This is a genomic window from Vibrio sp. 2130-1 (assembly GCF_033339515.1).
Map to the genome: position 1 here is coordinate 20,654 of NZ_JAWOUT010000020.1, position 22,234 is coordinate 42,887.

Consider the following 22,234-nt stretch of genomic DNA (forward strand, 5'->3'; position numbering starts at 1 on the left):
ATTGCTATGCAACTCAGCAACAAGTACTAATGTATCAAAATGTTACATTAAGGAATAATCGACAGATTCATGGAATAAATAAGATTTTTACGAATAATACAAAATCATCAAAAATTTGCGGAGGATATCGATGTTTTACGCAGAGGGATTAAAAGAGAAGAATCACAGGCAATAAAAAAGGCCGCCGAAGCGACCTTTCTAACAATCATATAAAGTGCTTACTTCACACGACCTACGTATTCAGCAGTACGAGTATCTACGCGAATCACTTCACCAATTGAGATGAACAGAGGAACACGAACAACAGCGCCAGTTGATAGCGTCGCTGGTTTACCGCCAGTACCTTGAGTATCACCTTTCAGGCCTGGGTCTGTGTCTACAACTTCTAGCTCAACGAAGTTTGGTGGAGTAACAGTAATTGGGTTACCGTTCCAAAGAGTGATCATACAAGTGTTGTTTTCTACCAACCACTTAGCGTTTTCACCTACCGCTTTTGCATCCGCTGCGATCTGTTCAAACGTTTCACTGTTCATAAAGTGGTAGAATTCGCCGTCTGAATATAGATAATCTAGGTCGATATCCATTACGTCTGCCACTTCACAAGTGTCACCAGACTTGAATGTTTTCTCTAGCACTTTACCAGAAAGAAGTTTACGAATTTTAACACGGTTGAACGCTTGGCCTTTACCTGGTTTAACGTATTCGTTTTCCAGAATTACACAAGGCTCGTTATCAAGCATTAACTTAAGACCGCCTTTAAATTCATTGGTGCTAACTGTAGCCATTTTTTCCTCTTACATTCTTAGAGCTAAATTCAATGCCGCACATAATAACCCGAAAAGTCGAATCTGTTGAGCAAAACTGGCTCAAACAGTTGGCGAATGGGATCTCTGATCCTGCAAAATTGCTCGAAATACTGGAAATTGATCCTTCACCGTGGCAAGACGGGTTTGCCGCGCGCAAGCTGTTTGCACAGCGTGTACCGCAAAGTTTTGTCGATAGGATGGAGAAAGGCAACCCTAAAGACCCTCTTTTACGTCAGGTTTTACCACTGAGCGACGAATTTGAGGTGCATCCGGGTTACTCCAATGATCCATTGGAAGAGCAGGACAATGAAGTCCCTGGCCTGCTACACAAGTATCGCAACCGCGCCCTGATGATTGTCAAAGGTGGCTGCGCGGTAAATTGCCGTTACTGCTTTCGTCGTCACTTCCCTTATCAAGAGAACAAAAGCGGGAAACAAGCCTGGACCAAGTGCTTAGAGTACATGGCACAACAACCAGAGTTGAACGAAGTCATCTTCTCAGGTGGTGATCCATTAATGGCAAAAGACGATGAGATTCATTGGCTTTTAGAGCACATTGCTCACATTCCTCACATCAAACGTCTGCGTATTCATAGCCGTTTACCTGTGGTGATTCCTGCTCGAGTCACTGATGAACTATGCCAACTTCTGCAAGCATCAAGGTTACAAATCATCCTCGTCACTCACATCAACCATGCCAACGAAATCAATGACGAATTTGCTGAACAGATGTTCAAGCTCAAAAGAGCGGGCGTTACGCTTCTAAACCAAGGCGTTCTGCTGAAAGGCGTGAATGATTCGGTAGAAGCTCAAGTGGCGTTAAGTGAGGCCTTATTTGACGCGGGTATCTTGCCTTATTACCTCCACGTTCTTGATAAGGTGCAAGGCGCAGCGCACTACTTTATTTCGGACGCAGAAGCGAAAGCTATTATGCGCGGACTCATCACGCGTGTATCGGGTTATCTGGTACCAAAACTCACACGAGAAATTGGTGGCAGGCCAAGTAAAACGCCGTTGGATTTGCATTTAGAGTAAGCTCTGACGCTCAATTAAATTTGTCGTCTAGATTGATTATTTTTGTTCGCTTTGCACGGTAAGTCTATGCATACTCCGCACTTTTGGAGGTCAAGATGCATACAGCATTCGAACAAATTTTCGATCTTGGCCCATTCAGTTGGCCTGCCCTACTATGCTGCGCCATTAATGGGCTCATGATCGGTATAGAGCGCCAAACTCGTGGTAAACCGGTTGGCATTCGCACAGCAATATTAATTATTTCAGGCACCTACCTGTTTATGTCGATGGCAGTGTCGTTATCGCCAAATACACTTGATCAAGCACGAGTGCTTGGTCAGATCATTACTGGCGTCGGCTTCTTAGGCGCTGGCGTTATGATGACACTTGATGGAAAAATCCATGGCGTAACATCCGCGGCTGTAATATGGGTACTAGCAGGTTTAGGTTTGATGATAGGTTTGGGTTATTTAACGCAGTCGGTGGTTATTACTCTCCTGACACTAACCGTGTTGTTAGGTGTGGATAAAGCAGAAAACCACATCAAAGCATTACGCCGCGGTGTTCATCAAAGAATTCAACAACGCAAAACTTCATCACGATTAATTAAATAGTTAACGCTCCGAGACACTCGCTTCATCTCATCAGTAATTAAAGAACCCTCGACGAACATCGAGGGCTTTCTGTATATAAAGATTCTGACTTTCTCAGGGATTACTTAGCAAAGTTGATGAGTGGGAAACACTTGAAGAAACCGTTATCCGCACAGTTCAAAAGACCAATTTGCACACCATCGATTTGATCGGTCATGTTGAAGAAACCAAACTGGAAATTAGACTTCTTAGAGATACTCGCTAAGCCCACATCCGCCATGGTGTAACCTTCAGAATAGTTCACCGCGCTCCAGTTCAAGCCTTTTACGTTGTTCGTAATGTTAACAGCACCCAAGTTAACACCCGTCGTCTGACCTTGGTTCCAGTTAACTAAGCCTAAAGACGCGCCTTTCATTTCTTGATTTACTTTTGCTGCGCCAAAAAACAGACCGAAGTTCACACCTGTCGTACGATCCGTTTCTGACATACCAAGCAGTGAAAAGTCGACACCTTTAACCTCATTTACCTGCCCATGCAGCACAGCTAAACGAACGCCACCTACTGAAGAATTAGAGGGTGCGTTTGTGTTGTCGATAGTAGAGAACATCACAGGTGTACTGTCGGCAAAAGCAACAGGTGATGCGATAGCGGCTGCAACCGCCAATGACGTCATAAGCTTTTTCATTTTCATCTCCATGATGGGAAGCAACAATTTACAACATAGTGTAATGTTCAGATTTTGCTCTGTCCCCGTTCAAAAAGTGTTAGCAATAGGTCAGATTTAACCATCTGACTCAAAAGAAAAAATATTTCTCTTCGATTTTTTGCTTCTGAAATGGCGCTTTTTACGCTCAAAAATTTCATGATAAGCCACACCAGAACGTCATGTTTCTCAGGTGATACGCATAAAAAAGTCGAGGCATCTGCCTCGACTTTTAAAGGTTTGGTCGGTTATCTTTCCGCTATAAGGGCTTCCTTAGAGCGATGAGATAAGCTGGCTTACATCATGCCGCCCATACCGCCCATGCCACCCATGCCGCCCATGTCAGGCATCGCTGGCGCGTCTTTTTGCGGTAGGTCAGTAACCATCGCTTCAGTTGTGATCATCAGACCTGCAACCGATGCTGCGAATTGTAGTGCAGAACGAGTAACTTTAGTTGGATCTAGGATACCCATTTCTAGCATGTCGCCGTATTCGCCTGTTGCCGCGTTGTAGCCGTAGCTACCTTCACCCGCTTTCACGTTGTTCGCAACAACTGAGTCTTCCTCACCAGCGTTCTTCGTGATTTGACGGATTGGCGCTTCCATTGCACGTAGTGCAACGCGGATACCAACGTTTTGTTCTTCGTTGTCACCCGTTAGGTGAGCAATCTTAGATGCCGCACGGATAAGTGCAACACCACCACCAGCAACAACACCTTCTTCAACCGCTGCGCGAGTTGCGGCTAGCGCATCTTCTACACGGTCTTTCTTCTCTTTCATTTCAACTTCGGTCGCTGCACCGACTTTGATTACTGCAACACCGCCAGCTAGTTTAGCAACGCGCTCTTGTAGTTTCTCTTTGTCGTAGTCTGAAGTTGCGTCTTCGATTTGTTGACGAATCTGAGCAACACGGCCAGAGATCATCTCTTCTTCACCGATACCATCGATGATAGTCGTGTTTTCTTTCGTGATAGAAACACGCTTCGCTTGACCTAGATCTTCTAGTGCAACTTTTTCTAGCTCTAGACCGATCTCTTCAGAAATCACAGTACCGCCAGTTAGGATAGCGATGTCTTGTAGCATTGCTTTACGGCGGTCACCGAAACCAGGTGCTTTCACAGCTGCAACTTTTACAATGCCACGCATGTTGTTCACAACCAATGTTGCTAGCGCTTCGCCTTCTACATCTTCTGCAATGATAAGCAGTGGACGAGATGCTTTCGCGACAGCTTCTAGCGTTGGAAGAAGCTCACGAATGTTTGAGATCTTCTTATCAACAAGAAGAATGAATGGGTTTTCTAGATCAACACTGCCTGATTCTTGGTTGTTGATGAAGTAAGGAGACAGGTAACCGCGGTCGAACTGCATACCTTCTACTACGTCTAACTCGTCTTGTAGCGCCTGACCTTCTTCAACCGTGATAACGCCATCACGACCCACACGCTCCATTGCTTCTGCAATGATATTACCTACGCTTGCGTCTGAGTTTGCAGAGATAGTACCAACCTGCGCGATCGCTTTTGTGTCGTTACATTCAACAGAAAGCTCTTTTAGTTGCTCAACTGCCGCGGCAACAGCTTTGTCGATACCACGCTTAAGATCCATTGGGTTCATGCCCGCTGCGACTGCTTTTAGACCTTCGTTCACGATAGATTGTGCTAGTACCGTTGCTGTTGTTGTACCGTCACCCGCTGCGTCGTTTGCTTTAGACGCAACTTCTTTAACCATTTGTGCGCCCATGTTCTGGAATTTATCTTCCAGCTCGATTTCACGCGCTACTGATACACCATCTTTAGTGATAGTCGGTGCACCAAAAGATTTGTCTAGAACGACATTACGTCCTTTAGGACCCAGTGTTACTTTTACTGCGTCAGCCAGAACGTTTACACCTTCCAGCATTTTAACTCGTGCGTCATTACCAAATTTAACGTCTTTAGCAGCCATCTTTGATTTCCTTTCTAAAATTCTTTGTGTGTAATTTCGTAATTGAATCTGAGCAAAAAATTACTCAATGATTGCTATTATTCAACGATCGCCATGATGTCGTTTTCAGACATGACAAGCACTTCTTTACCGTCGATTTTTTCAGTTTTTGTACCGTAACCTTCAGCGAAGATAACGGTATCACCGACTTTAACATCTAGTGGCAGTACGGTGCCGTTTTCTAGGATGCGGCCTTTACCCACAGCTAGAACAACACCGCGAGTCGATTTTTCTGCAGCAGAACCAGTCAGAACGATGCCACCAGCAGACTTAGATTCAACTTCTTTACGTTCAACGATAACTCGGTCATGTAATGGACGAATGTTCATCGGTCGTCTCTCCTGAAAATTTCCATGTTTATTTGATAATTGTCCTTAGGGACTGTAGCCCCAGACACGTGATCCCTATATAAGGGGTCGAAGCAGCGATCCCAAGGGGGTGGCACAAAATTTTTGTGACTTAGTTAAAATAACGAACAACTAGGCAACGGTTTGCGTTAGAAATGCTCACTCGCTCGGCATCTCGCTTTCTTGTATCCTTGCAGTTTGCTCACCAGATAGTTGTCACACATGCAGGAAAATAACAAGCTGGAACCCCAAGCGACCGATAAGCATGGTTTGTTGACCGCACCCATTCCTGAAACGCTGCGGAAAATGACCGTACCCATGACCATGGGCATGATCGCAATTTTGATGTTTAACTTGGTGGACACGTTTTTTATCTCGTTGCTTGGCACTCAAGCGCTAGCAGCTATCAGCTATACCTTCCCTGTAACCTTTGCGGTTAACTGCATTACGATGGGGATTGGGATGGGACTATCGACCAATATTGGTCGCTTGCTTGGGCAAGGTCATGCACCACAAGCTGCTCGGTTCACCACCCACGGTTTGTTGTTAGCCGTGTTACTTGTGGCTATCGCGTCTTCTATTGGCTTTACCACCATTGCGCCATTGTTTCGTTTTCTTGGTGCGTCTGATGATCTCATCCCTCTTATTGAGCAATATATGCAGGTCTGGTATCTCACCATTCCTCTGCTAGTGATCCCAATGGCGGGCAACAGTGCTATCCGAGCTACTGGCGACACAAAAACACCAGCAAAAGTCATGATGTTGGCTGGTTTGATTAATGGCATGCTCGATCCATTGTTGATTTTCGGTTATGGCCCTTTTCCGGAACTTGGCATTCAAGGCGCAGCCATAGCAAGTGCCTTTAGCTGGTTAGGTGCTTTGTGTGGCTCATTCTATGTGCTAATTAAACGGGAAAAATTGCTTGCTCAACCCCAATGGGCTTTGCTGAAACAAGACTGGCAACAGACACTAAAAATTGGTACCCCTGCAGCGCTATCAAACGCGATGAATCCGTTGTCCGGTGCCATTCTGATGATGCTGTTATCCAACCACGGTACAGCGGCGGTTGCTGCTTACGGCGCAGCGCAGCGTATTGAGTCTATATTGATTTTAGTATTGATGTCGCTGACCTCTGCCCTCACACCGTTTATGGCACAAAATTTAGGAGCCAAACAACCGCAACGAGCCTTTTCCGGTTTATTTATTAGCATGCGTTTTGCAGTGGTATTCCAAGGGTTTATCTTCTTGATGATGGTGCCACTGAGCATTCCTCTGGCTGCGCTGTTTTCTCAGGAAGATGCGGTGAAAAACCTGCTTTGGCATTATTTACTGGTGGTGCCATTTAGTTATGGCTTCCAAGGCATCGTAATGATGTTAGTCAGTGGTTTGAATGCGATGCACAAGCCATTGCGTGCATTCCAGTGGAGCTTTATGCGGCTGTTCATTTTTACCTTGCCTTCGGCGTGGGTCGGGAGCCAAATCTACAGCATTGAAGGCTTGTTTATCGGTATCGCGGTTGGGAATACGTTGGGTGGGCTACTGGGCTACTTGTTTGCGCTGCGCGAGCGCAAATTAACGCTCATAGAGCAGAGCAGCGTGTCTTAACACTCGTCTATCACTAGTTTCTTTTTGTTGATTCTCAAATACAAAAAACCGCGGAAAGCCGCGGTTTTGTTTATCTATTTCAAGCTTACTTAGAACAGTTCTTCAGCAACTTTGTATAGATCGTTGCGTACTGGACGCTTCATGTTTTCGATTGCGTCGATGATATCGTGGTGAACAAGTTGCTCTTTCACGATACCTACACAACGACCACCATGACCTTCGATCAATAGGTGAACAGCGTAGTTACCCATACGAGATGCTAGTACGCGGTCAAATGCAGTTGGACGACCACCACGTTGGATGTGACCAAGTACTGTTGCACGAGTTTCACGACCTGTCGCGGCTTCGATGTCACGTGCTAGTTCATTAGCATCCATCATTAGCTCAGTAAGCGCGATGATCGCGTGTTTCTTACCTTTAGCGATACCATCTTGGATGTTGCTGATCAGCTTGTCTTTGTCTAGACCAGTTTCCGGAGTGATGATGTATTCACAACCGCCCGCAATTGCAGACATCAGAGTCAAATCACCACAGTGACGGCCCATGATTTCTACAATTGAAATGCGTTGGTGAGATGAAGAAGTATCACGTAGACGGTCGATTGCATCGATAACGGTGTTTAGTGCACTTAGGTAGCCCACAGTGTAATCCGTACCTGCGATATCGTTGTCGATTGTGCCCGGAAGACCGATACATGGGTAACCCATTTCAGTCAGTTTCTTCGCACCCATGTACGAACCATCACCACCGATTACCACTAGTGCATCGATACCATGTTTTTTCAGGTTCTCAATCGCTTTTTCACGAACTTCCACTTGTTTAAATTCAGGGAAACGTGCAGAACCTAGGAACGTACCACCTTTGTTGATCACATCTGAAACGCTAGAACGATCTAGCTTCTCGATGCGGCCTTCGTATAGGCCTAGGTAGCCGTCGTACACACCGAATACTTCCAATCCTTCGGATAGTGCTGTACGTACTACGCCGCGTATCGCAGCGTTCATACCAGGTGCGTCACCGCCACTTGTTAAAACACCGATCTTCTTAATCATGCTCACCCTCGATCTTTGGCAATCAATTATTTAATTTTCTTTTAGGCCCCTTGTTACCAAGCAACCTGCATAATCCAGAACTGTGCGTTATGTTACATTTCCTCTACAGGATTACCAATGAAAACGCACTTTTTTATGTAACTTTTCTACTTATGTAAGAGTATTACAGTTTCTCTATGAAACTTTGTTGATTCATATCAGGATCACGAATCTTAATAAGTATTGATGGAAAGATAGTCAATAAGTACCTGTTTGTCGTCGGGCACTGATGGATTTTTCAAGCCTACCAATCTTGCGCTTTCTGCTCTTTCTCTGGTCCGAAAACGACAGACAATGGATCTTGATGGATCAATACATCCGCATCAGGAAACAGAGCCAATAAATTATCTTCCACTTTATCAGCAATGTAATGCGCCTCAATTAATCTTAAGTTATCGTCTAGCTCTAAATGCAACTGTATAAAGCGCGTCGGTCCGGACATTCGCGTGCGTAACTGATGCACGCCCAATACCCCTTTTACGCTCAAACAAGCTTGGTTAATTTGCTCAAGCTCTTCATCGGGCAACTTTCTATCAAGTAAGGTTTGAATCGCTTCGCTGACCATTTTGAAAGCGCTATAAAGAATGAAGACACCAATACCAATCGCAAACACAGCATCCGCTTGAGTCACTCCAAAATAACTGAGCCCCAGAGCAACCATAATCGCAGCATTCATATACAAGTCAGTCTGATAATGCAGAGAATCCGCCGCTATTGCTTGGCTCCCCGTCACGCGAACCACATGTTTTTGGAACATCACCAAGCCAAGTGTGACCACAATCGCAAACAGCGATACATACACACCTAACTCCGGTGCGTGTAAAGCATGTGGGCGGAAAAATCGGTCAATCCCGTTAAGAATCAAAAATACTGCCGAGCCCGAAATAAACATTGCTTGGGCTAGGGCCGCTAAGGACTCAGCTTTACCATGTCCAAACGTATGTTCGCGGTCTGCCGGTTGTAAGGCGTAACGAACCACCACAAGATTCACAACCGAAGCCGCGATATCTAACATGGAGTCAATCAATGACGCCAATAAGCTCACTGAGCCGGTTACCCACCACGTGATGACTTTTACTATCAGAAGAAGCGTCGCCACAATGGTTGCAGTCCAAGCGGCGGTCGTAACTAAACGTGCGTATTGCTGTTTCATAATCAAAGAGTTAACTAAAACCATACGTTGAGTATATTGAATGACCATGAAATAACCAGATCAAAAAGAGGCAACCAATGGCTGCCTCTTTATATAACATCAATTCATGACTTAATTATTGCGCGACTTTTCCATGCGCTTGTGCATTCTGTCGCCACACTCTTGCATACGTTCATTTTGTAGCTCAACAAATTTCGCTTTCTGCTCAGGTGTTAATACGCTAAGCATTTGGTGCTTTCTTTCTAGCATTTGCACGCGACGTTCCGTTTGGCGCTCAACCATCTCTTTTGCTAATTCGCTAGCTTGAGCTTCATCAAAGTTATCCGCCAGCAAAAGCGATTGTACTTTTGCGTGATGCGCTTGACGCTCAGCCATACGTGCTTCTTTGCCATCAGCGAATTTTGCTTTCATTTCTGCTTTGTTTGCTTCACGCATTTCTTTTAGCTGATCTTTTTGTGCATCAGTCAGGTCTAGTTGACGCATGACACCTCGGTCCATACCCATGCCGCATTCGTCACGAGGACCTTTATGATGGTTTTTACCACCGTAAGCGAATGCGCTTGCGGCGCCAAGAGTAAGAGGTAGAACAACAGCAGCTAACACAAGTTTTTTTGCAGACTTCATAATACGATTCCTTACACAGGTGAGTGGTTCTTCTGAGCTGTTCTCACAGCGCTTGAGTATAGAATACGACCCGCTAGGTAAAGCGACGTATAGGGAGCGTAAAGAATCGTAAAGAGTGATTTTTCTCCTCTTCGTTGCGCATCATTCCAATGTAATATTAGGCTATCGGTAACTTACTATAGGTGCCCCCATGGCAAACATTCTTTTAATCGATGACGATATCGAGCTAACCAGCTTATTAAAAGAAGTACTCAGTTTCGAAGGGTTTGACGTCAGCGAAGCAAATGACGGTGAAGCCGGCTTAGCCGCGCTCAATGATAAGATTGATTTGATTTTGTTGGATGTCATGATGCCAAAACTCAATGGCATGGAAACGCTGAAACGCTTACGTGAAAATTGGGAAACTCCCGTCTTGATGCTGACCGCTAAAGGGGAAGAAATTGATCGCGTGATCGGCTTGGAACTGGGCGCGGATGATTATTTACCAAAACCTTTTAGTGACCGAGAGCTGTTAGCGCGAATCCGCGCGATTTTACGCCGCACTAGCAGCACACAAAAAAATACCAAAAACAGCGATTGCATTGAGTATCAAGAAATCCGCCTCTATCCCGGTAAGCAAGAAGCGTATTGTGAGCAACAGTTACTCGATCTCACAGCAACCGAGTTTGCGCTACTCACCCACTTCGTACAAAACCCAGGACAAGTGCTGACCAAAGAGACACTGAGCTTAGATGTGCTTGGTAAACGACTCGCTGCTTTTGATCGCGCTATCGATATGCATGTCTCGAACTTACGTAAAAAATTACCAGATCAAAGCAATGGCAAGCCGCGAATTAAAACCCTGCGTGGTCGTGGCTACATGCTGCTTGAGGAGGATTAATGCGCCTATCACGCATCAAACTGCCAAACATCAATAGCCTGTATGGACGCATCTTTGCCATTTTTTGGTTCACCATGTTATTAGTATTGATAGCCGTGCTATCACTGCCACATTTGGACCCACGCAAAGCTCGCGATATTCCAGAAGAACACTACAAACGTATGGTAGAAACGCGTGACTCAATCCAACAAAAATACAGCCAGCAAACAGATTTAGGCCGCATACTTTTTCGTATCGAGGGCAACCGTCACGGCAAGCACGACCCTCGCCCACGAGTCTTTTTTTCTGACTACAGCGGTAATGTTCTTACGACAGAAAAACGCAGCAATTTTCAATTGCGTGCCATGCAAAACTTTGTCACCAGTATCGAAGATTACAATAATCCAAAGCAGAAGCTGTATGGTCGATACATGATTGCGGGCCCAATTCCTATTACTTTGGCAGGTTCCGATATCTTGATGTACGTGGGCTTCAAATGGAATGAGCCACCACCTCTACTCCTGCGTCTGTTTGATCACCCATTCCAGCTCTTGCTTGCGGTCATGTTGGTTAGTACACCATTGCTGTTATGGCTTGCTTGGGCTTTGAGTCAGCCTGCACGTCGTCTTGAAGCCGCTGCTCAACGTGTAGCGAAAGGTGAATTTGTCACAGACCCAAATTTAGAAAAAGGTACGGCGGAATTTCGTCAAGCAGGCAGCAGCTTCAACCAGATGGTCGAAGCGGTTAATCAAATGATTTCAGGACAACAACGTTTGCTATCCGATATCTCTCACGAGCTGCGCTCACCTTTAACTCGTCTGCGCATGGCAAGCGCATTAGCGACGCGTAAACAAGGCGAAAGCCCAGAACTGACTCGTATCGATACCGAAGCGCAGCGCTTGGAACAGATGATCAGCGAACTATTAGAGCTTTCTCGCATGCAGGCGAACAGTCATATGACTCGCGAAACACAGCCACTAGAAAGTTTATGGGAAGAAATCATTAAAGATGCGCAGTTTGAAGCAGAGCAAATGGGCAAACAGCTACACTATTCAGAATTACCTAAGCGCAATATTTCCGGTAACCCTAAACTGCTGATGAGTGCGGTGGAAAATATCGTTCGTAACGCCATTTACTACGGAAAAGATGAGGTACAAATCGACATCAAGGCCGATGACGATACGCTTCGTATCACGGTTGACGATAATGGAGAAGGTGTACCAGAAGAGGAACTGGCCGCAATTTTTCGCCCGTTCTATCGCGTTTCCACGGCACGCGATCGCCACTCTGGCGGCACAGGTCTCGGCCTAACCATTACCGAAAGTGCCATTCGCCAGCACAGTGGCACGATCGCAGCCAGCCGAAGTCCTTTAGGCGGATTGCGCATGAGTATCACCTTACCGATCAATTGTTAGTCTCAATTTGATGAACTAACAATAATTCGCACCATATTTCTAGAGTGAGTGATTCACAGCCCCACCCTCACTTTAGAAATTGGTGAGGCTTCTTAGAATACCCTTACAAAGATCAAAGTTGATAATAATTATCGTTAGCATTAAAGTAAATTTTCCAATTAAGGAGGATTTACTATGTCACATACATTTCCCGCTCTGCCTTACCCGTACGATTCACTAGAGCCGTACATCGACGCGAAAACCATGGAAGTGCATTACAGCAAACACCACAAGACGTACTTTGATAAGTTTGTAAATGCCGTTGAAGGGAGCGAGCTCGAAACTCAGTCATTAGACGAGATCTTTGACAATATCTCTAAGCTCAGTCCAGCAGTACGTAATAATGGTGGCGGCTATTACAACCACATCATTTATTGGAATTGCATGTCACCAAACGGTGGCGGAGAGCCTCAAGGCGCGCTTGCTCAAGCAATTAACGATAAATTTGGTAGCTTTGCGCAATTTAAAGAGGCGTTTGCCCAAGCTGCCATCAATACCTTTGGGTCTGGCTTTGCATGGCTGATCGTAAAAGATGGTGAGATTCACATTACGTCCACCAGCAATCAAGATAACCCTCTGATGGACGTAGTGGATGTACGCGGTGAACCAATCCTCGCATTAGACGTGTGGGAGCACGCGTATTACATCAGCTACCAAAACCGTCGCCCAGAATATATTGATGCGTGGTGGAACGTCGTCAACTGGCGAGCAGTTGAAGAAAACTATGCTCACGCTCTCTTATAAAGAGCATCGCTACTTACGGTATTAACATCCGCGCTAATGCCTGCTTTCATACCCAGGTCAATCTTGCTGAATCTCGCATATTTCGGTGACTTGGGTATATACTGCCCCTCTCTTTGACCAACTCTATTTCAATACCATGTTTGATATCGCTTTATACGAACCAGAAATCGCGCCGAACACCGGCAACATCATTCGACTATGCGCCAACTGCGGTGCAAACCTTCACTTAATTGAACCTCTGGGTTTCGATCTTGAAGAGAAAAAAGTCCGCCGTGCTGGTTTGGATTACCATGATTTAGCTCGCGTAACACGCCATAAAAACTATCAAGCGTTCTTAGAGTATTTAGAGACAGAGAAGCAAGGTAACTACCGATTGTTTGCCTGCACCACCAAAACCACAGGTCACCACGTTGATGCACAATACCAAACAGGTGATGTTTTGATATTTGGTCCAGAAACTCGTGGTTTGCCTGCTGAAATCATCGATAGCTTGCCAATGGAGCAGCGTATTCGCATTCCAATGATGCCAGATGCGCGCAGCCTAAACCTTTCGAATGCCGTTGCGATCATTGCTTTTGAAGCATGGCGTCAAATGGGCTTTGAAGGCGCATTGTAAGCAGCACGAATTCCAAATACAGAAAAGGGCGCTTGGCGCGCCCTTTTGTTTTCTTTACTGTCTAACTCAATCAGTTGAGCTTGTTGCGATCATCATCGTCTTTACGCTCGTATTCCCCTTCGAAGGTATTGCCATTATCTGACTGGGAATCAAATGGGTCACGACGGAACGGGTCTTGCTCATATGGCCCCTGGTTAGAGAAACCACCTTGGAAGCCACCGCCATGCATGGTTTTCACCACCATTTTGCTCATCAAGTATTTAGCTATCGCGGCGCGTGGCGCAGGAAGCAACACCAACATACCAAGGGCATCGGTCATAAAGCCCGGGGTTAACAGTAGCACGCCAGCCACCGCTAGCATTACGCCTTCAAAAATTTGCTGGGCTGGAATTTCACCTTGTTCAAGACGCCCCTGTACTGACATCAGTGTTTGTATACCTTGGCTACGAACCAACGATGCACCAACAAATGCCGTGATTAAGACTAGTGCAATGGTCGGCCATAAACCTAAAAAGCCGCCCACCTGAATAAATAAGCCGATTTCAATGATCGGAACAAAAATAAACGCTAATAATAAGATAGGAAACACACGCCCTCCTTTGTTTAATTCAGTGTAATGGTAAAAGCAGACTAAGCTCAAACGAATCGTTGTAAAAAAGCGTGTTCATACTGGTCTCCTTCTCTTTTAGACAAAGTAGCGGGAGCGCGTTTCATTCAATTGCGTACCGATTTTTTCGTGCTTTTAAAGTGCTAATTTCGAACTCTAAAAACTCATGTTTGTCGAGGAAAATCGAGTACCCATAAAGGGTTATTAATAACCCGTTCATACTTTGCAAATTATTGACTCATTAAAAACGAAAAAGGTGATCTAGTTACTATTTTTATGCGCTAGGTGCAGTATCATGTGCCACATAAGTCAGGACGGATTTTCCAGCCAAAAATTCTGATGAATGGATTCTAGATTGCAGAAATGGCTAATAAATAACTTTATTATCAGAATTATCATCTAAGGATCCTGCTATGGCTACCCTATCTGATGCTCCAAAAACAGCAAACCCAGCCACTCGTATTGAAGAAGATCTATTAGGTCAACGTCATGTCCCTGCAGATGCGTACTACGGTATTCATACGCTACGTGCGATCGAGAACTTCAACATCTCTAATATGACCATCTCTGACGTACCAGAATTTGTACGCGGCATGGTAATGACCAAAAAAGCAGCAGCGTTAGCAAACAAAGAACTTGGCGCTATTCCAAAAGACGTTGCAAACTACATCATCGAAGCGTGTGATTTGATCCTAGAAACTGGCAAGTGTATGGATCAGTTCCCATCAGACGTATTCCAAGGCGGTGCAGGCACTTCAGTTAACATGAACACGAACGAAGTGATCGCAAACGTTGCGCTTGAGTTGATGGGTAAAGAGAAAGGCCAATACGAATTTGTTAACCCAAATGACCATGTAAACAAAAGCCAATCAACCAACTGTGCGTACCCAACAGGTTTCCGTATTGCGGTATACAACAGCGTACACAAGCTAATGGAAGCAATTGAGTACCTAAAAGGCGCATTCGAACTTAAAGCCGTTGAGTTTAAAGATGTACTGAAAATGGGCCGTACTCAGCTTCAAGACGCAGTACCAATGACAGTAGGTCAAGAGTTCCATGCGTGGGCGGTAACACTAAACGAAGAGATTCGTGCTCTAGATTACACATCTAAACTCCTCCTAGAAATCAACCTAGGCGCAACCGCAATCGGTACTGGTCTAAATACACCAACTGGCTACCAAGCGCTTGCAGTAAAACACCTAGCGGAAGTAACAGGCCTTGACGTTGTTGCAGCAGAAGACCTTATCGAAGCAACGTCTGACTGTGGTGCATACGTAATGACTCACGGCGCGCTAAAACGCCTAGCAGTGAAACTATCGAAGATCTGTAACGACCTTCGTCTACTTTCTTCTGGTCCTCGTGCGGGTCTAAATGAATTGAACCTACCTGAAATGCAAGCAGGCTCTTCAATCATGCCAGCTAAAGTAAACCCAGTTATCCCAGAAGTAGTAAACCAAGTTTGCTTCAAAGTTCTCGGTAACGACAACACGGTTTCTTTCGCAGCAGAAGGCGGTCAGCTACAGCTAAACGTAATGGAACCTGTGATCGCACAAAGTGTGTTTGAGTCTATCTCTCTACTACACAACGCGTGTGTGAACCTACGCGATAAATGTATCGACGGCATCACTGTGAACAAAGAAGTTTGCGAAAACTACGTTTACAACTCTATCGGTATCGTCACTTACCTAAACCCATACATCGGCCACCACGAAGGTGACATCGTAGGTAAGATTTGTGCAGAAACTGGTAAGAGTGTTCGTGAAGTCGTGCTAGAGCGCGGTCTGCTTACAGCAGAGGAGCTTGATGAAATCTTGTCAGTAGAAAACTTCATGCATCCTACTTACAAAGCAAAACGTTACGAGTAATAACGAATCCGAAGGGGGCCACTCAGGCCCCTTTTTTAGGCTCTCATACGGTTAACCACATTTTTTATATGCTTTTATTGCCGCTAAGCCACTAGGTTCTCATTCTCTGAGCATTTACTCCTGTTCCTGAGTGTTCAAAAAATCAGAATCAAATAAAAAACTAAAGAGGTATCAATATGGTCATGGTCGAACTCTTCGTGGTTCTGCTCTTCATCTATTTGGGGGCAAGAATCGGTGGTATCGGCATTGGTTTTGCCGGTGGTGCTGGGGTCATTGCGTTGTCTTTGATCTTGGGCGTACCAACAAGCCAAGCTTACATTCCCGTTGACGTAATTTTGATCATCATGTCTGTAATCACCGCTATCGCAGCAATGCAAGTAGCTGGTGGTTTAGACTGGATGGTGCAAGTTGCTGAAAACTTTTTGCGCAAGCATCCTGAGCGCATCACCTTTTATGCGCCTATCGTAACTTACCTAATGACATTAATGGCGGGTACTGGCCACACGGCATTCTCTACTTTGCCAGTGATTGCAGAAGTAGCGAAAGGCCAAGGCGTGCGCCCTTCTCGTCCACTGTCTATCGCGGTCGTAGCATCGCAAATCGCTATCACCGCATCACCAATCTCAGCGGCTGTTGTAGCGTTCGCGGCAATGCTGCACCCATTTGGCGTTGACTACCTAACACTACTAGCAATCTGTATCCCAACGACGTTCATCGCGTGCATGATCGGTGCGTTCGTGGCGAACTTCATGGGCTGTGAGCTAAAAGACGATGCTGAATACCAAGAGCGTCTAGAAAAAGGCTTAATCAAGCTAAATACAGAAGCAAAACGCGAAATCCTACCAACAGCGAAGAAAGCAACCTTCATCTTCCTAGGCGCAATCGCATTTGTCGTGTGTTACGCAGCAGCAATTTCTGGCTCTGTGGGTCTTATCGAGAACCCTGCTCTAGGCCGTAACGAAGCTATCATGACGGTAATGCTAGCAGCTGCGGCAGCTATCGTAATGAGCTGTAAAATCGATGCTGGCAAAATCCCAGCCGCAGCAACATTCCGCTCTGGTATGACAGCGTGTGTGTGTGTTCTTGGTGTGGCATGGCTAGGTTCTACGTTCGTTAACGCGCACGTTGACGGCATCAAAGAAGTTGCGGGTGCGCTACTAGCAGACTACCCATGGATGCTAGCACTCGTTCTATTCTTCGCTTCAATGCTGCTTTACTCACAAGGTGCAACCACTGTTGCGCTGATGCCAGCAGCACTAGCAATCGGTGTCGCACCACTTACCGCAGTTGCATCTTTCGCAGCAGTAAGTGCGCTATTCGTGCTGCCAACTTACCCAACGCTTCTAGCAGCGGTTGAGATGGACGACACGGGTTCAACTCGTATCGGTAAGTACGTATTCAACCACCCATTCTTTGTACCTGGTGTGGTAACCATCGCTTCTGCGGTAGCACTTGGCTTCGCATTCGGTGGTCTACTGATCTAGTAGAAACAGAGTCTTACTCGGGGAGCTTCGGCTCCCTTTTTTATTGCCTGTTGTCTTGATTTATGCTCAATAAATCTTCATTTTCATGAAACTTATTGACTCGCCTCCGGGTCTGATTGAGTTACACTAACGGCAATTATCTAAGATGAATTGACTCTTTTATGCGCGCATTACTTTCCGTTGTACTCTTAGGGCTCATTACCTTTTCCACTCCGTCTTTAGCTTTATTTGGCAAAGACCAGTTTAACAATAGCCAGAACAACAGTTTTGGTAGCAGCAGCGACAGCTTTGTTCCGGTTGATCAGGCGTTTCCATTTAACTTCTACCAGCAAGATGACAAATTGATGCTCGATTGGCAGGTACGTGACGGGTACTACCTATATCAAGAGCGCTTGTCTGTAGCTGGTGAGAAAGTATCGCTAGGCGAACTGCAAATGGAAGACGGCACACCGCATAAAGATGAATTCTTTGGTGACGTGCATATCTATACTCAACCTCTCTTCGTTAATGTACCAATGCATGATTGGCAAGACGGTGCGCGCGTGGTGGTGCAATACCAAGGTTGTGCGAAAGCAGGCTTCTGTTACCCGCCAGAAACTCGCGTGATTCCTATCAGCGCGTTTACTTCGTCGAACTCAGATTCAACAACGGCGACAACTGCATCAAAAGCAGAACAGGCACCAACAGCAACGCCACCAGCGGCGCAATCATCTACGTCTGGTGACACATCATCGGCGCCAGTAACACAGCAAGATAGCCTTGCAGCCAACCTTGCTGATAACTGGTGGACACCACTTCTGTTCTTAGCGCTTGGTGTGGGCTTGGCGTTTACACCTTGTGTGCTGCCGATGTACCCAATTCTGACCAGCATAGTGCTTGGCAGTGGCAAACTAAGCCAACGCCGTGCGCTAGGCTTGTCATTCGTCTACGTGCAAGGCATGGCGCTGACTTACACCCTACTCGGCCTTGTGGTGGCATCTGCAGGTATGCAGTTCCAAGCGGCAATGCAACACCCTTATGTGCTGATTGGCTTGAGCGTACTGTTCATCACACTCGCTTTTTCTATGTTTGGTCTGTACTCATTACAGCTACCAAGCAGCGTGCAAACGTGGCTGAATAACTTAAGTAACAAGCAGCAAGGTGGTAGCAGTGCTGGCGTGTTTGCAATGGGGGCAATATCTGGCTTGGTTTGTTCTCCGTGTACTACCGCCCCACTCTCTGGTGCGCTGCTTTACGTCGCACAAAGTGGCGACTTACTCACCGGTGGGGTCGCCCTTTACGCGCTAGCGATGGGCATGGGTATTCCGTTGATCCTTGTAGCGGTATTTGGCAACAAGTTGCTACCAAAAGCCGGCGGTTGGATGGACCGCGTGAAAACGCTGTTCGGCTTTATTCTGCTTGCCGCACCTATCTTCTTACTAGAGCGTATCATGCCAGAAATGTGGTCAACGATTCTGTGGTCAGCACTGGGTATTGCTGCTTTTGGTTGGCTATACCACATCAAAAACAGTCTAGAGTTTGGTGGCTGGAAACAAAGTGCCGTGGGCATAATCGCCGTCTTAGGTTTGCTAGCCTCAGCACAACCTATCTTAAATTACTGGTTTGGCAACAACACAACACAAACTCAGCAAGCCACTGTTAGCTTTACTCGCATTGCTAACGTGGCGGAGCTTGAAGAACAACTGGCACTTGCGAAAGCGGCAGGTAAACCCGTCATGCTCGATTTCTACGCCGATTGGTGTGTAGCATGTAAAGAGTTTGAAAAGTACACCTTCCATGACCCAAGCGTCGAAGCCAAACTGCAAGACTTCGTTCTTCTGCAAGCGGACGTGACCAAAAACCAAGTGCAAGACATCGAACTACTGAAGCACATGAATGTACTTGGTTTACCAACAATTGAGTTTTGGGATGCCAGTGGCGAACACGTTTCAAACGCTCGTTTGACGGGCTTTATGCAAGCCGAGCCTTTCTTAGAGCATATCAAGCAGTTCTGATAACCAGATATTCAAACGCCAGTGATGTCCACTGGCGTTTTTTATTGCTCAGATTTGAATAAGAACATTGCGTTTATATGCAATTTTCCTAATAAAAGTCGATTTGGTTCAGACTTTTAGCGAATAAATATTGTCCACTCTCTCAAAGCTGGACAATAATAAATTTAACGAAATAGTCAAAAGTGTTTAACGTCATGGATTCGACCTACACCATCATTATTGCAGATGATCACCCACTCTTCCGGAATGCCTTGTTTCAATCTATCCACATGGCTATTAGTGGTGCAAATTTGCTGGAAGCGGACTCACTCGACGCACTTCTGGCTTTGTTGGAGCGAGAGGAAGAGCCAGATTTAGTGCTATTGGACCTCAAAATGCCAGGAGCAAATGGTATGTCTGGCTTGATTCATTTGCGAGCAGAGCATCCAGATTTACCTATCGTCGTCGTTTCAGCGAGTGAAGAGCCGGCGATCGTGACGCAGGTGAAAAGCCATGGTGCATTTGGTTTTATTCCCAAGTCCAGCGACATGCGCGAATTAGTGAACGCACTCAATCAAGTGCTAAATGGCGACCCATATTTCCCTGAAGGGTTGATCACCAATAACGCGGCATGTAATGACTTAGCGGAAAAGATTGCTGCGCTAACACCACAGCAATATAAAGTGTTGGGAATGTTGTCCGATGGCTTGCTGAACAAGCAAATCGCTTACGAATTGAATGTTTCAGAAGCCACCATAAAAGCGCACATGACAGCGATTTTCCGTAAGCTCGGCGTAAAGAACCGCACGCAAGCCGTGATTATGCTGACGGAAATGAGCGACTAGATTGACGTCTTATCGTCCTTACTTTTTTCGTTTGGCAATCGGATACCGACTTTCGTGACCTGCTGATCAACAACATCAGCGACGATCCAATGCAAACCTTGCCACTCGAAATGGTCTCCCAATACTGGCGTGCTACCTAATTGCTCTTCGACAAGGTTTCTCAAACTTTTATCCAGCGGTTCATCCCCCAGATTCAAACCGTACATCACGGCAATATCGGCAAGCTTCACTTCAATATCGAGGAAGAAGTCACCGAAGAATCGCGCTAGCGACGCTTTCTCTGGGGCTTCACTAAACAGTAAGCTCAGTGCATCTAAATCCTTTTCTTGTGCTAATACACACAAGGTATCATCTTCCTCAAGGCGCGTACTGCCGGATGGGTGCAATAGCTCTTTACTGCGAAATACAGCGGCGATACGCGTTCCTTCCGGCATCGAAAGACTACGTAATGGCTCACCAATGCACCATTTATCTGCTTTAAGTCTATAGATAAACAGCTCCCACTCACTGGTCGGGTAAATCTCCACCCCCGTACGCGAAATTGGCTCAGGCTTAGAAGGTAGCTCGACCTTTGCAAGAGACATCGCCTTGGTCAACGTGCCCCCTTGTACTATCAAAGACACCATTACTACAAAGAATGCCAAATTGAAGTACAGTTGAGCATCTGGCAACCCTGCCATCATCGGAAATACCGCGAGGATGATAGGTACAGCGCCACGCAATCCTACCCAAGAGACAAACCACTTTTCACGTGGCGTGAAACTCTTGAATGGCAGTAAACCAATCCAAACTGAGATTGGTCGGGCAAACAAAATCATCCCGAAGGCAAGCGCAAGACCTGGCAACGCAATAGAGAGTAAATTGGATGGTGTAACCAACAAACCAAGCACCAAGAACATACCAATTTGAGCTAGCCACGTCATACCATCTAAAACATGAAGAATAGAGTGTCGGCTGCGTGTTGGACGGTTACCTAATAAAAGACCAACGAGGTAAATCGACAAAATACCACTGCCACCTAAAGTGTTAGATAAAGCAAAAATAAGCAAGCCACCACTGACCGTTAAAATAGAATACAGCCCATCTGGTAATTGATTGCGATTGATAACTTTCCATAAGATCCAGCCACCAGCGAAGCCAAGTAACGCGCCGATACCAAACTGCTTAAGAAAACTGAACGCCAAAAAGCCCGCACTTAAATCTGCGCCAGGGTTCGCTAAAATAGCAATCAGAGTTACGGTCAGAAACACCGCCATTGGGTCATTGGTGCCGGATTCAATTTCCAGCGTTGAACCAACACGTTCGTTCAGGCTACGACCTTTGAGTAGAGAGAAGACCGCGGCAGCATCGGTGGAACCAACAATCGCACCAACCAATATGCCTTGCAATAAATCTAAGTCGAATAACCACGTTGCCATCAGCCCGGTCAAAATGGTGGTGATCGCAACGCCAAATGTCGCCAAAGAGACCGAGGGCCATAACGCAACCCTAAAGCTGGCGACCCGCGTTCTCATCCCACCATCAAGCAAAATGATGGCTAATGCGAGGTTACTAACCAAATAAGCGATCGAAAAGTTATCGAATAAGATGCCGCCTAAGCCGTCTTCCCCCGCCAGCATTCCAACGGCTAAAAATACCAAAAGAATTGGGATCCCCAACTTAGAAGACACTGGGCTTAAAAGAACGCTAAGTGCGATTAACAACGCACCTATTAGAAAAAAACTGTTAATGGTGTCTGCGTCCATTCTCACCCTCCCTTAATGAAAAACGATAATAATTGTGATGAGCAAGGCTACTTCGTTAATGAGGTAATGCCCTAATCTGCCTCCCCTTTACACCGTCTCAAAATGCGAGGTTGTACGAGAATGAC

At 45.9% G+C, this 22,234-nt stretch carries 20 protein-coding genes; 11 read left to right on the forward strand and 9 right to left on the reverse strand.

The annotated features are described in order from the left end of the window. Positions 1 to 218: 218 nt before the first annotated feature. Positions 219 to 785, reverse strand: coding sequence for an elongation factor P (gene efp / locus R7Q09_RS21495; protein WP_005381500.1), 567 nt, complete (start codon positions 783 to 785; stop codon positions 219 to 221). A 32-nt stretch (positions 786 to 817) separates the two neighbouring features. Between efp and epmB the strand changes: the two genes are divergently transcribed. Both epmB and R7Q09_RS21505 read left to right on the forward strand, forming a co-directional pair. After that, complete coding sequence (gene epmB, locus R7Q09_RS21500; protein ID WP_213877749.1) at positions 818 to 1,840, forward strand: EF-P beta-lysylation protein EpmB; 1,023 nt, start codon at positions 818 to 820, stop codon at positions 1,838 to 1,840. 95 nt (positions 1,841 to 1,935) lie between these two features. Continuing rightward, on the forward strand, positions 1,936 to 2,433 hold the full coding sequence (locus R7Q09_RS21505) for an MgtC/SapB family protein (protein ID WP_005381504.1): 498 nt from the start codon (positions 1,936 to 1,938) through the stop codon (positions 2,431 to 2,433). Positions 2,434 to 2,533: 100 nt separating this feature from the next. On the opposite strand, the gene R7Q09_RS21510 is transcribed toward R7Q09_RS21505, so the two are convergent. The 3 genes from R7Q09_RS21510 to R7Q09_RS21520 all read right to left on the reverse strand — a co-directional run bounded on the left by R7Q09_RS21510 (position 2,534) and on the right by R7Q09_RS21520 (position 5,426). Then, positions 2,534 to 3,097, reverse strand: a complete 564-nt coding sequence (locus R7Q09_RS21510) for a VC2662 family protein (protein ID WP_005381507.1) — start codon at positions 3,095 to 3,097, stop codon at positions 2,534 to 2,536. 314 nt (positions 3,098 to 3,411) lie between these two features. Next, positions 3,412 to 5,058, reverse strand: coding sequence for a chaperonin GroEL (groL, locus tag R7Q09_RS21515; protein ID WP_005381509.1), 1,647 nt, complete (start codon positions 5,056 to 5,058; stop codon positions 3,412 to 3,414). A gap of 77 nt (positions 5,059 to 5,135) precedes the next feature. Beyond that, complete coding sequence (locus R7Q09_RS21520; protein ID WP_005381516.1) at positions 5,136 to 5,426, reverse strand: co-chaperone GroES; 291 nt, start codon at positions 5,424 to 5,426, stop codon at positions 5,136 to 5,138. Positions 5,427 to 5,666: 240 nt separating this feature from the next. On the opposite strand from R7Q09_RS21520, the gene R7Q09_RS21525 reads away from it, so the two are divergent. Continuing rightward, a complete protein-coding gene (locus tag R7Q09_RS21525) occupies positions 5,667 to 7,049 on the forward strand; it encodes an MATE family efflux transporter (protein ID WP_017635565.1) in 1,383 nt (460 codons plus the stop codon). 89 nt (positions 7,050 to 7,138) lie between these two features. Here the strand turns inward: R7Q09_RS21525 and pfkA are convergent, their stop codons facing one another. The 3 genes from pfkA to R7Q09_RS21540 form a co-directional block, all read right to left on the reverse strand. After that, on the reverse strand, positions 7,139 to 8,101 hold the full coding sequence (gene pfkA / locus R7Q09_RS21530; RefSeq protein WP_005381521.1) for a 6-phosphofructokinase: 963 nt from the start codon (positions 8,099 to 8,101) through the stop codon (positions 7,139 to 7,141). 283 nt (positions 8,102 to 8,384) lie between these two features. Continuing rightward, on the reverse strand, positions 8,385 to 9,293 hold the full coding sequence (gene fieF, locus R7Q09_RS21535) for a CDF family cation-efflux transporter FieF (RefSeq protein ID WP_025768809.1): 909 nt from the start codon (positions 9,291 to 9,293) through the stop codon (positions 8,385 to 8,387). A gap of 111 nt (positions 9,294 to 9,404) precedes the next feature. Next, positions 9,405 to 9,917, reverse strand: coding sequence for a CpxP family protein (locus R7Q09_RS21540; protein WP_005386388.1), 513 nt, complete (start codon positions 9,915 to 9,917; stop codon positions 9,405 to 9,407). A 190-nt stretch (positions 9,918 to 10,107) separates the two neighbouring features. Between R7Q09_RS21540 and R7Q09_RS21545 the strand changes: the two genes are divergently transcribed. The 4 genes from R7Q09_RS21545 to trmL all read left to right on the forward strand — a co-directional run bounded on the left by R7Q09_RS21545 (position 10,108) and on the right by trmL (position 13,590). Beyond that, on the forward strand, positions 10,108 to 10,797 hold the full coding sequence (locus tag R7Q09_RS21545; RefSeq protein WP_213886885.1) for a response regulator: 690 nt from the start codon (positions 10,108 to 10,110) through the stop codon (positions 10,795 to 10,797). Next, positions 10,797 to 12,191 carry an envelope stress sensor histidine kinase CpxA gene (gene cpxA, locus R7Q09_RS21550; RefSeq protein ID WP_005382383.1) on the forward strand — a complete coding sequence of 465 codons (1,395 nt, stop codon included), beginning with the start codon at positions 10,797 to 10,799 and terminating at the stop codon, positions 12,189 to 12,191. Before R7Q09_RS21545 ends, cpxA begins: the two co-directional genes overlap by 1 nt. Before the next feature lie 174 nt (positions 12,192 to 12,365). Next, positions 12,366 to 12,974 (forward strand): superoxide dismutase, encoded by a 609-nt coding sequence (locus R7Q09_RS21555; RefSeq protein ID WP_005382382.1) that lies wholly within the window; start codon positions 12,366 to 12,368, stop codon positions 12,972 to 12,974. Between the two features lie 136 nt (positions 12,975 to 13,110). Next, complete coding sequence (gene trmL, locus R7Q09_RS21560) at positions 13,111 to 13,590, forward strand: tRNA (uridine(34)/cytosine(34)/5-carboxymethylaminomethyluridine(34)-2'-O)-methyltransferase TrmL (protein WP_138940512.1); 480 nt, start codon at positions 13,111 to 13,113, stop codon at positions 13,588 to 13,590. A 70-nt stretch (positions 13,591 to 13,660) separates the two neighbouring features. On the opposite strand, the gene R7Q09_RS21565 is transcribed toward trmL, so the two are convergent. Next, positions 13,661 to 14,179 (reverse strand): FxsA family protein, encoded by a 519-nt coding sequence (locus R7Q09_RS21565; protein WP_130545484.1) that lies wholly within the window; start codon positions 14,177 to 14,179, stop codon positions 13,661 to 13,663. A 431-nt stretch (positions 14,180 to 14,610) separates the two neighbouring features. Here R7Q09_RS21565 and aspA point away from each other — a divergent pair, with 431 nt between their 5' ends. The 4 genes from aspA to R7Q09_RS21585 all read left to right on the forward strand — a co-directional run bounded on the left by aspA (position 14,611) and on the right by R7Q09_RS21585 (position 20,364). Beyond that, positions 14,611 to 16,062: an aspartate ammonia-lyase gene (aspA, locus tag R7Q09_RS21570; RefSeq protein WP_005382379.1), complete on the forward strand. Its 1,452-nt coding sequence runs from the start codon at positions 14,611 to 14,613 to the stop codon at positions 16,060 to 16,062. Between the two features lie 176 nt (positions 16,063 to 16,238). Then, positions 16,239 to 17,546: an anaerobic C4-dicarboxylate transporter gene (locus R7Q09_RS21575; RefSeq protein ID WP_005382378.1), complete on the forward strand. Its 1,308-nt coding sequence runs from the start codon at positions 16,239 to 16,241 to the stop codon at positions 17,544 to 17,546. Positions 17,547 to 17,707: 161 nt separating this feature from the next. Further along, positions 17,708 to 19,540 carry a protein-disulfide reductase DsbD gene (locus tag R7Q09_RS21580; protein WP_318071197.1) on the forward strand — a complete coding sequence of 611 codons (1,833 nt, stop codon included), beginning with the start codon at positions 17,708 to 17,710 and terminating at the stop codon, positions 19,538 to 19,540. Between the two features lie 194 nt (positions 19,541 to 19,734). After that, complete coding sequence (locus R7Q09_RS21585) at positions 19,735 to 20,364, forward strand: response regulator (RefSeq protein WP_005382375.1); 630 nt, start codon at positions 19,735 to 19,737, stop codon at positions 20,362 to 20,364. Here the strand turns inward: R7Q09_RS21585 and R7Q09_RS21590 are convergent. After that, on the reverse strand, positions 20,361 to 22,109 hold the full coding sequence (locus R7Q09_RS21590; protein ID WP_213874998.1) for a potassium/proton antiporter: 1,749 nt from the start codon (positions 22,107 to 22,109) through the stop codon (positions 20,361 to 20,363). The two genes, R7Q09_RS21585 and R7Q09_RS21590, sit on opposite strands and share 4 nt — an antisense overlap. Positions 22,110 to 22,234: the final 125 nt, after the last annotated feature.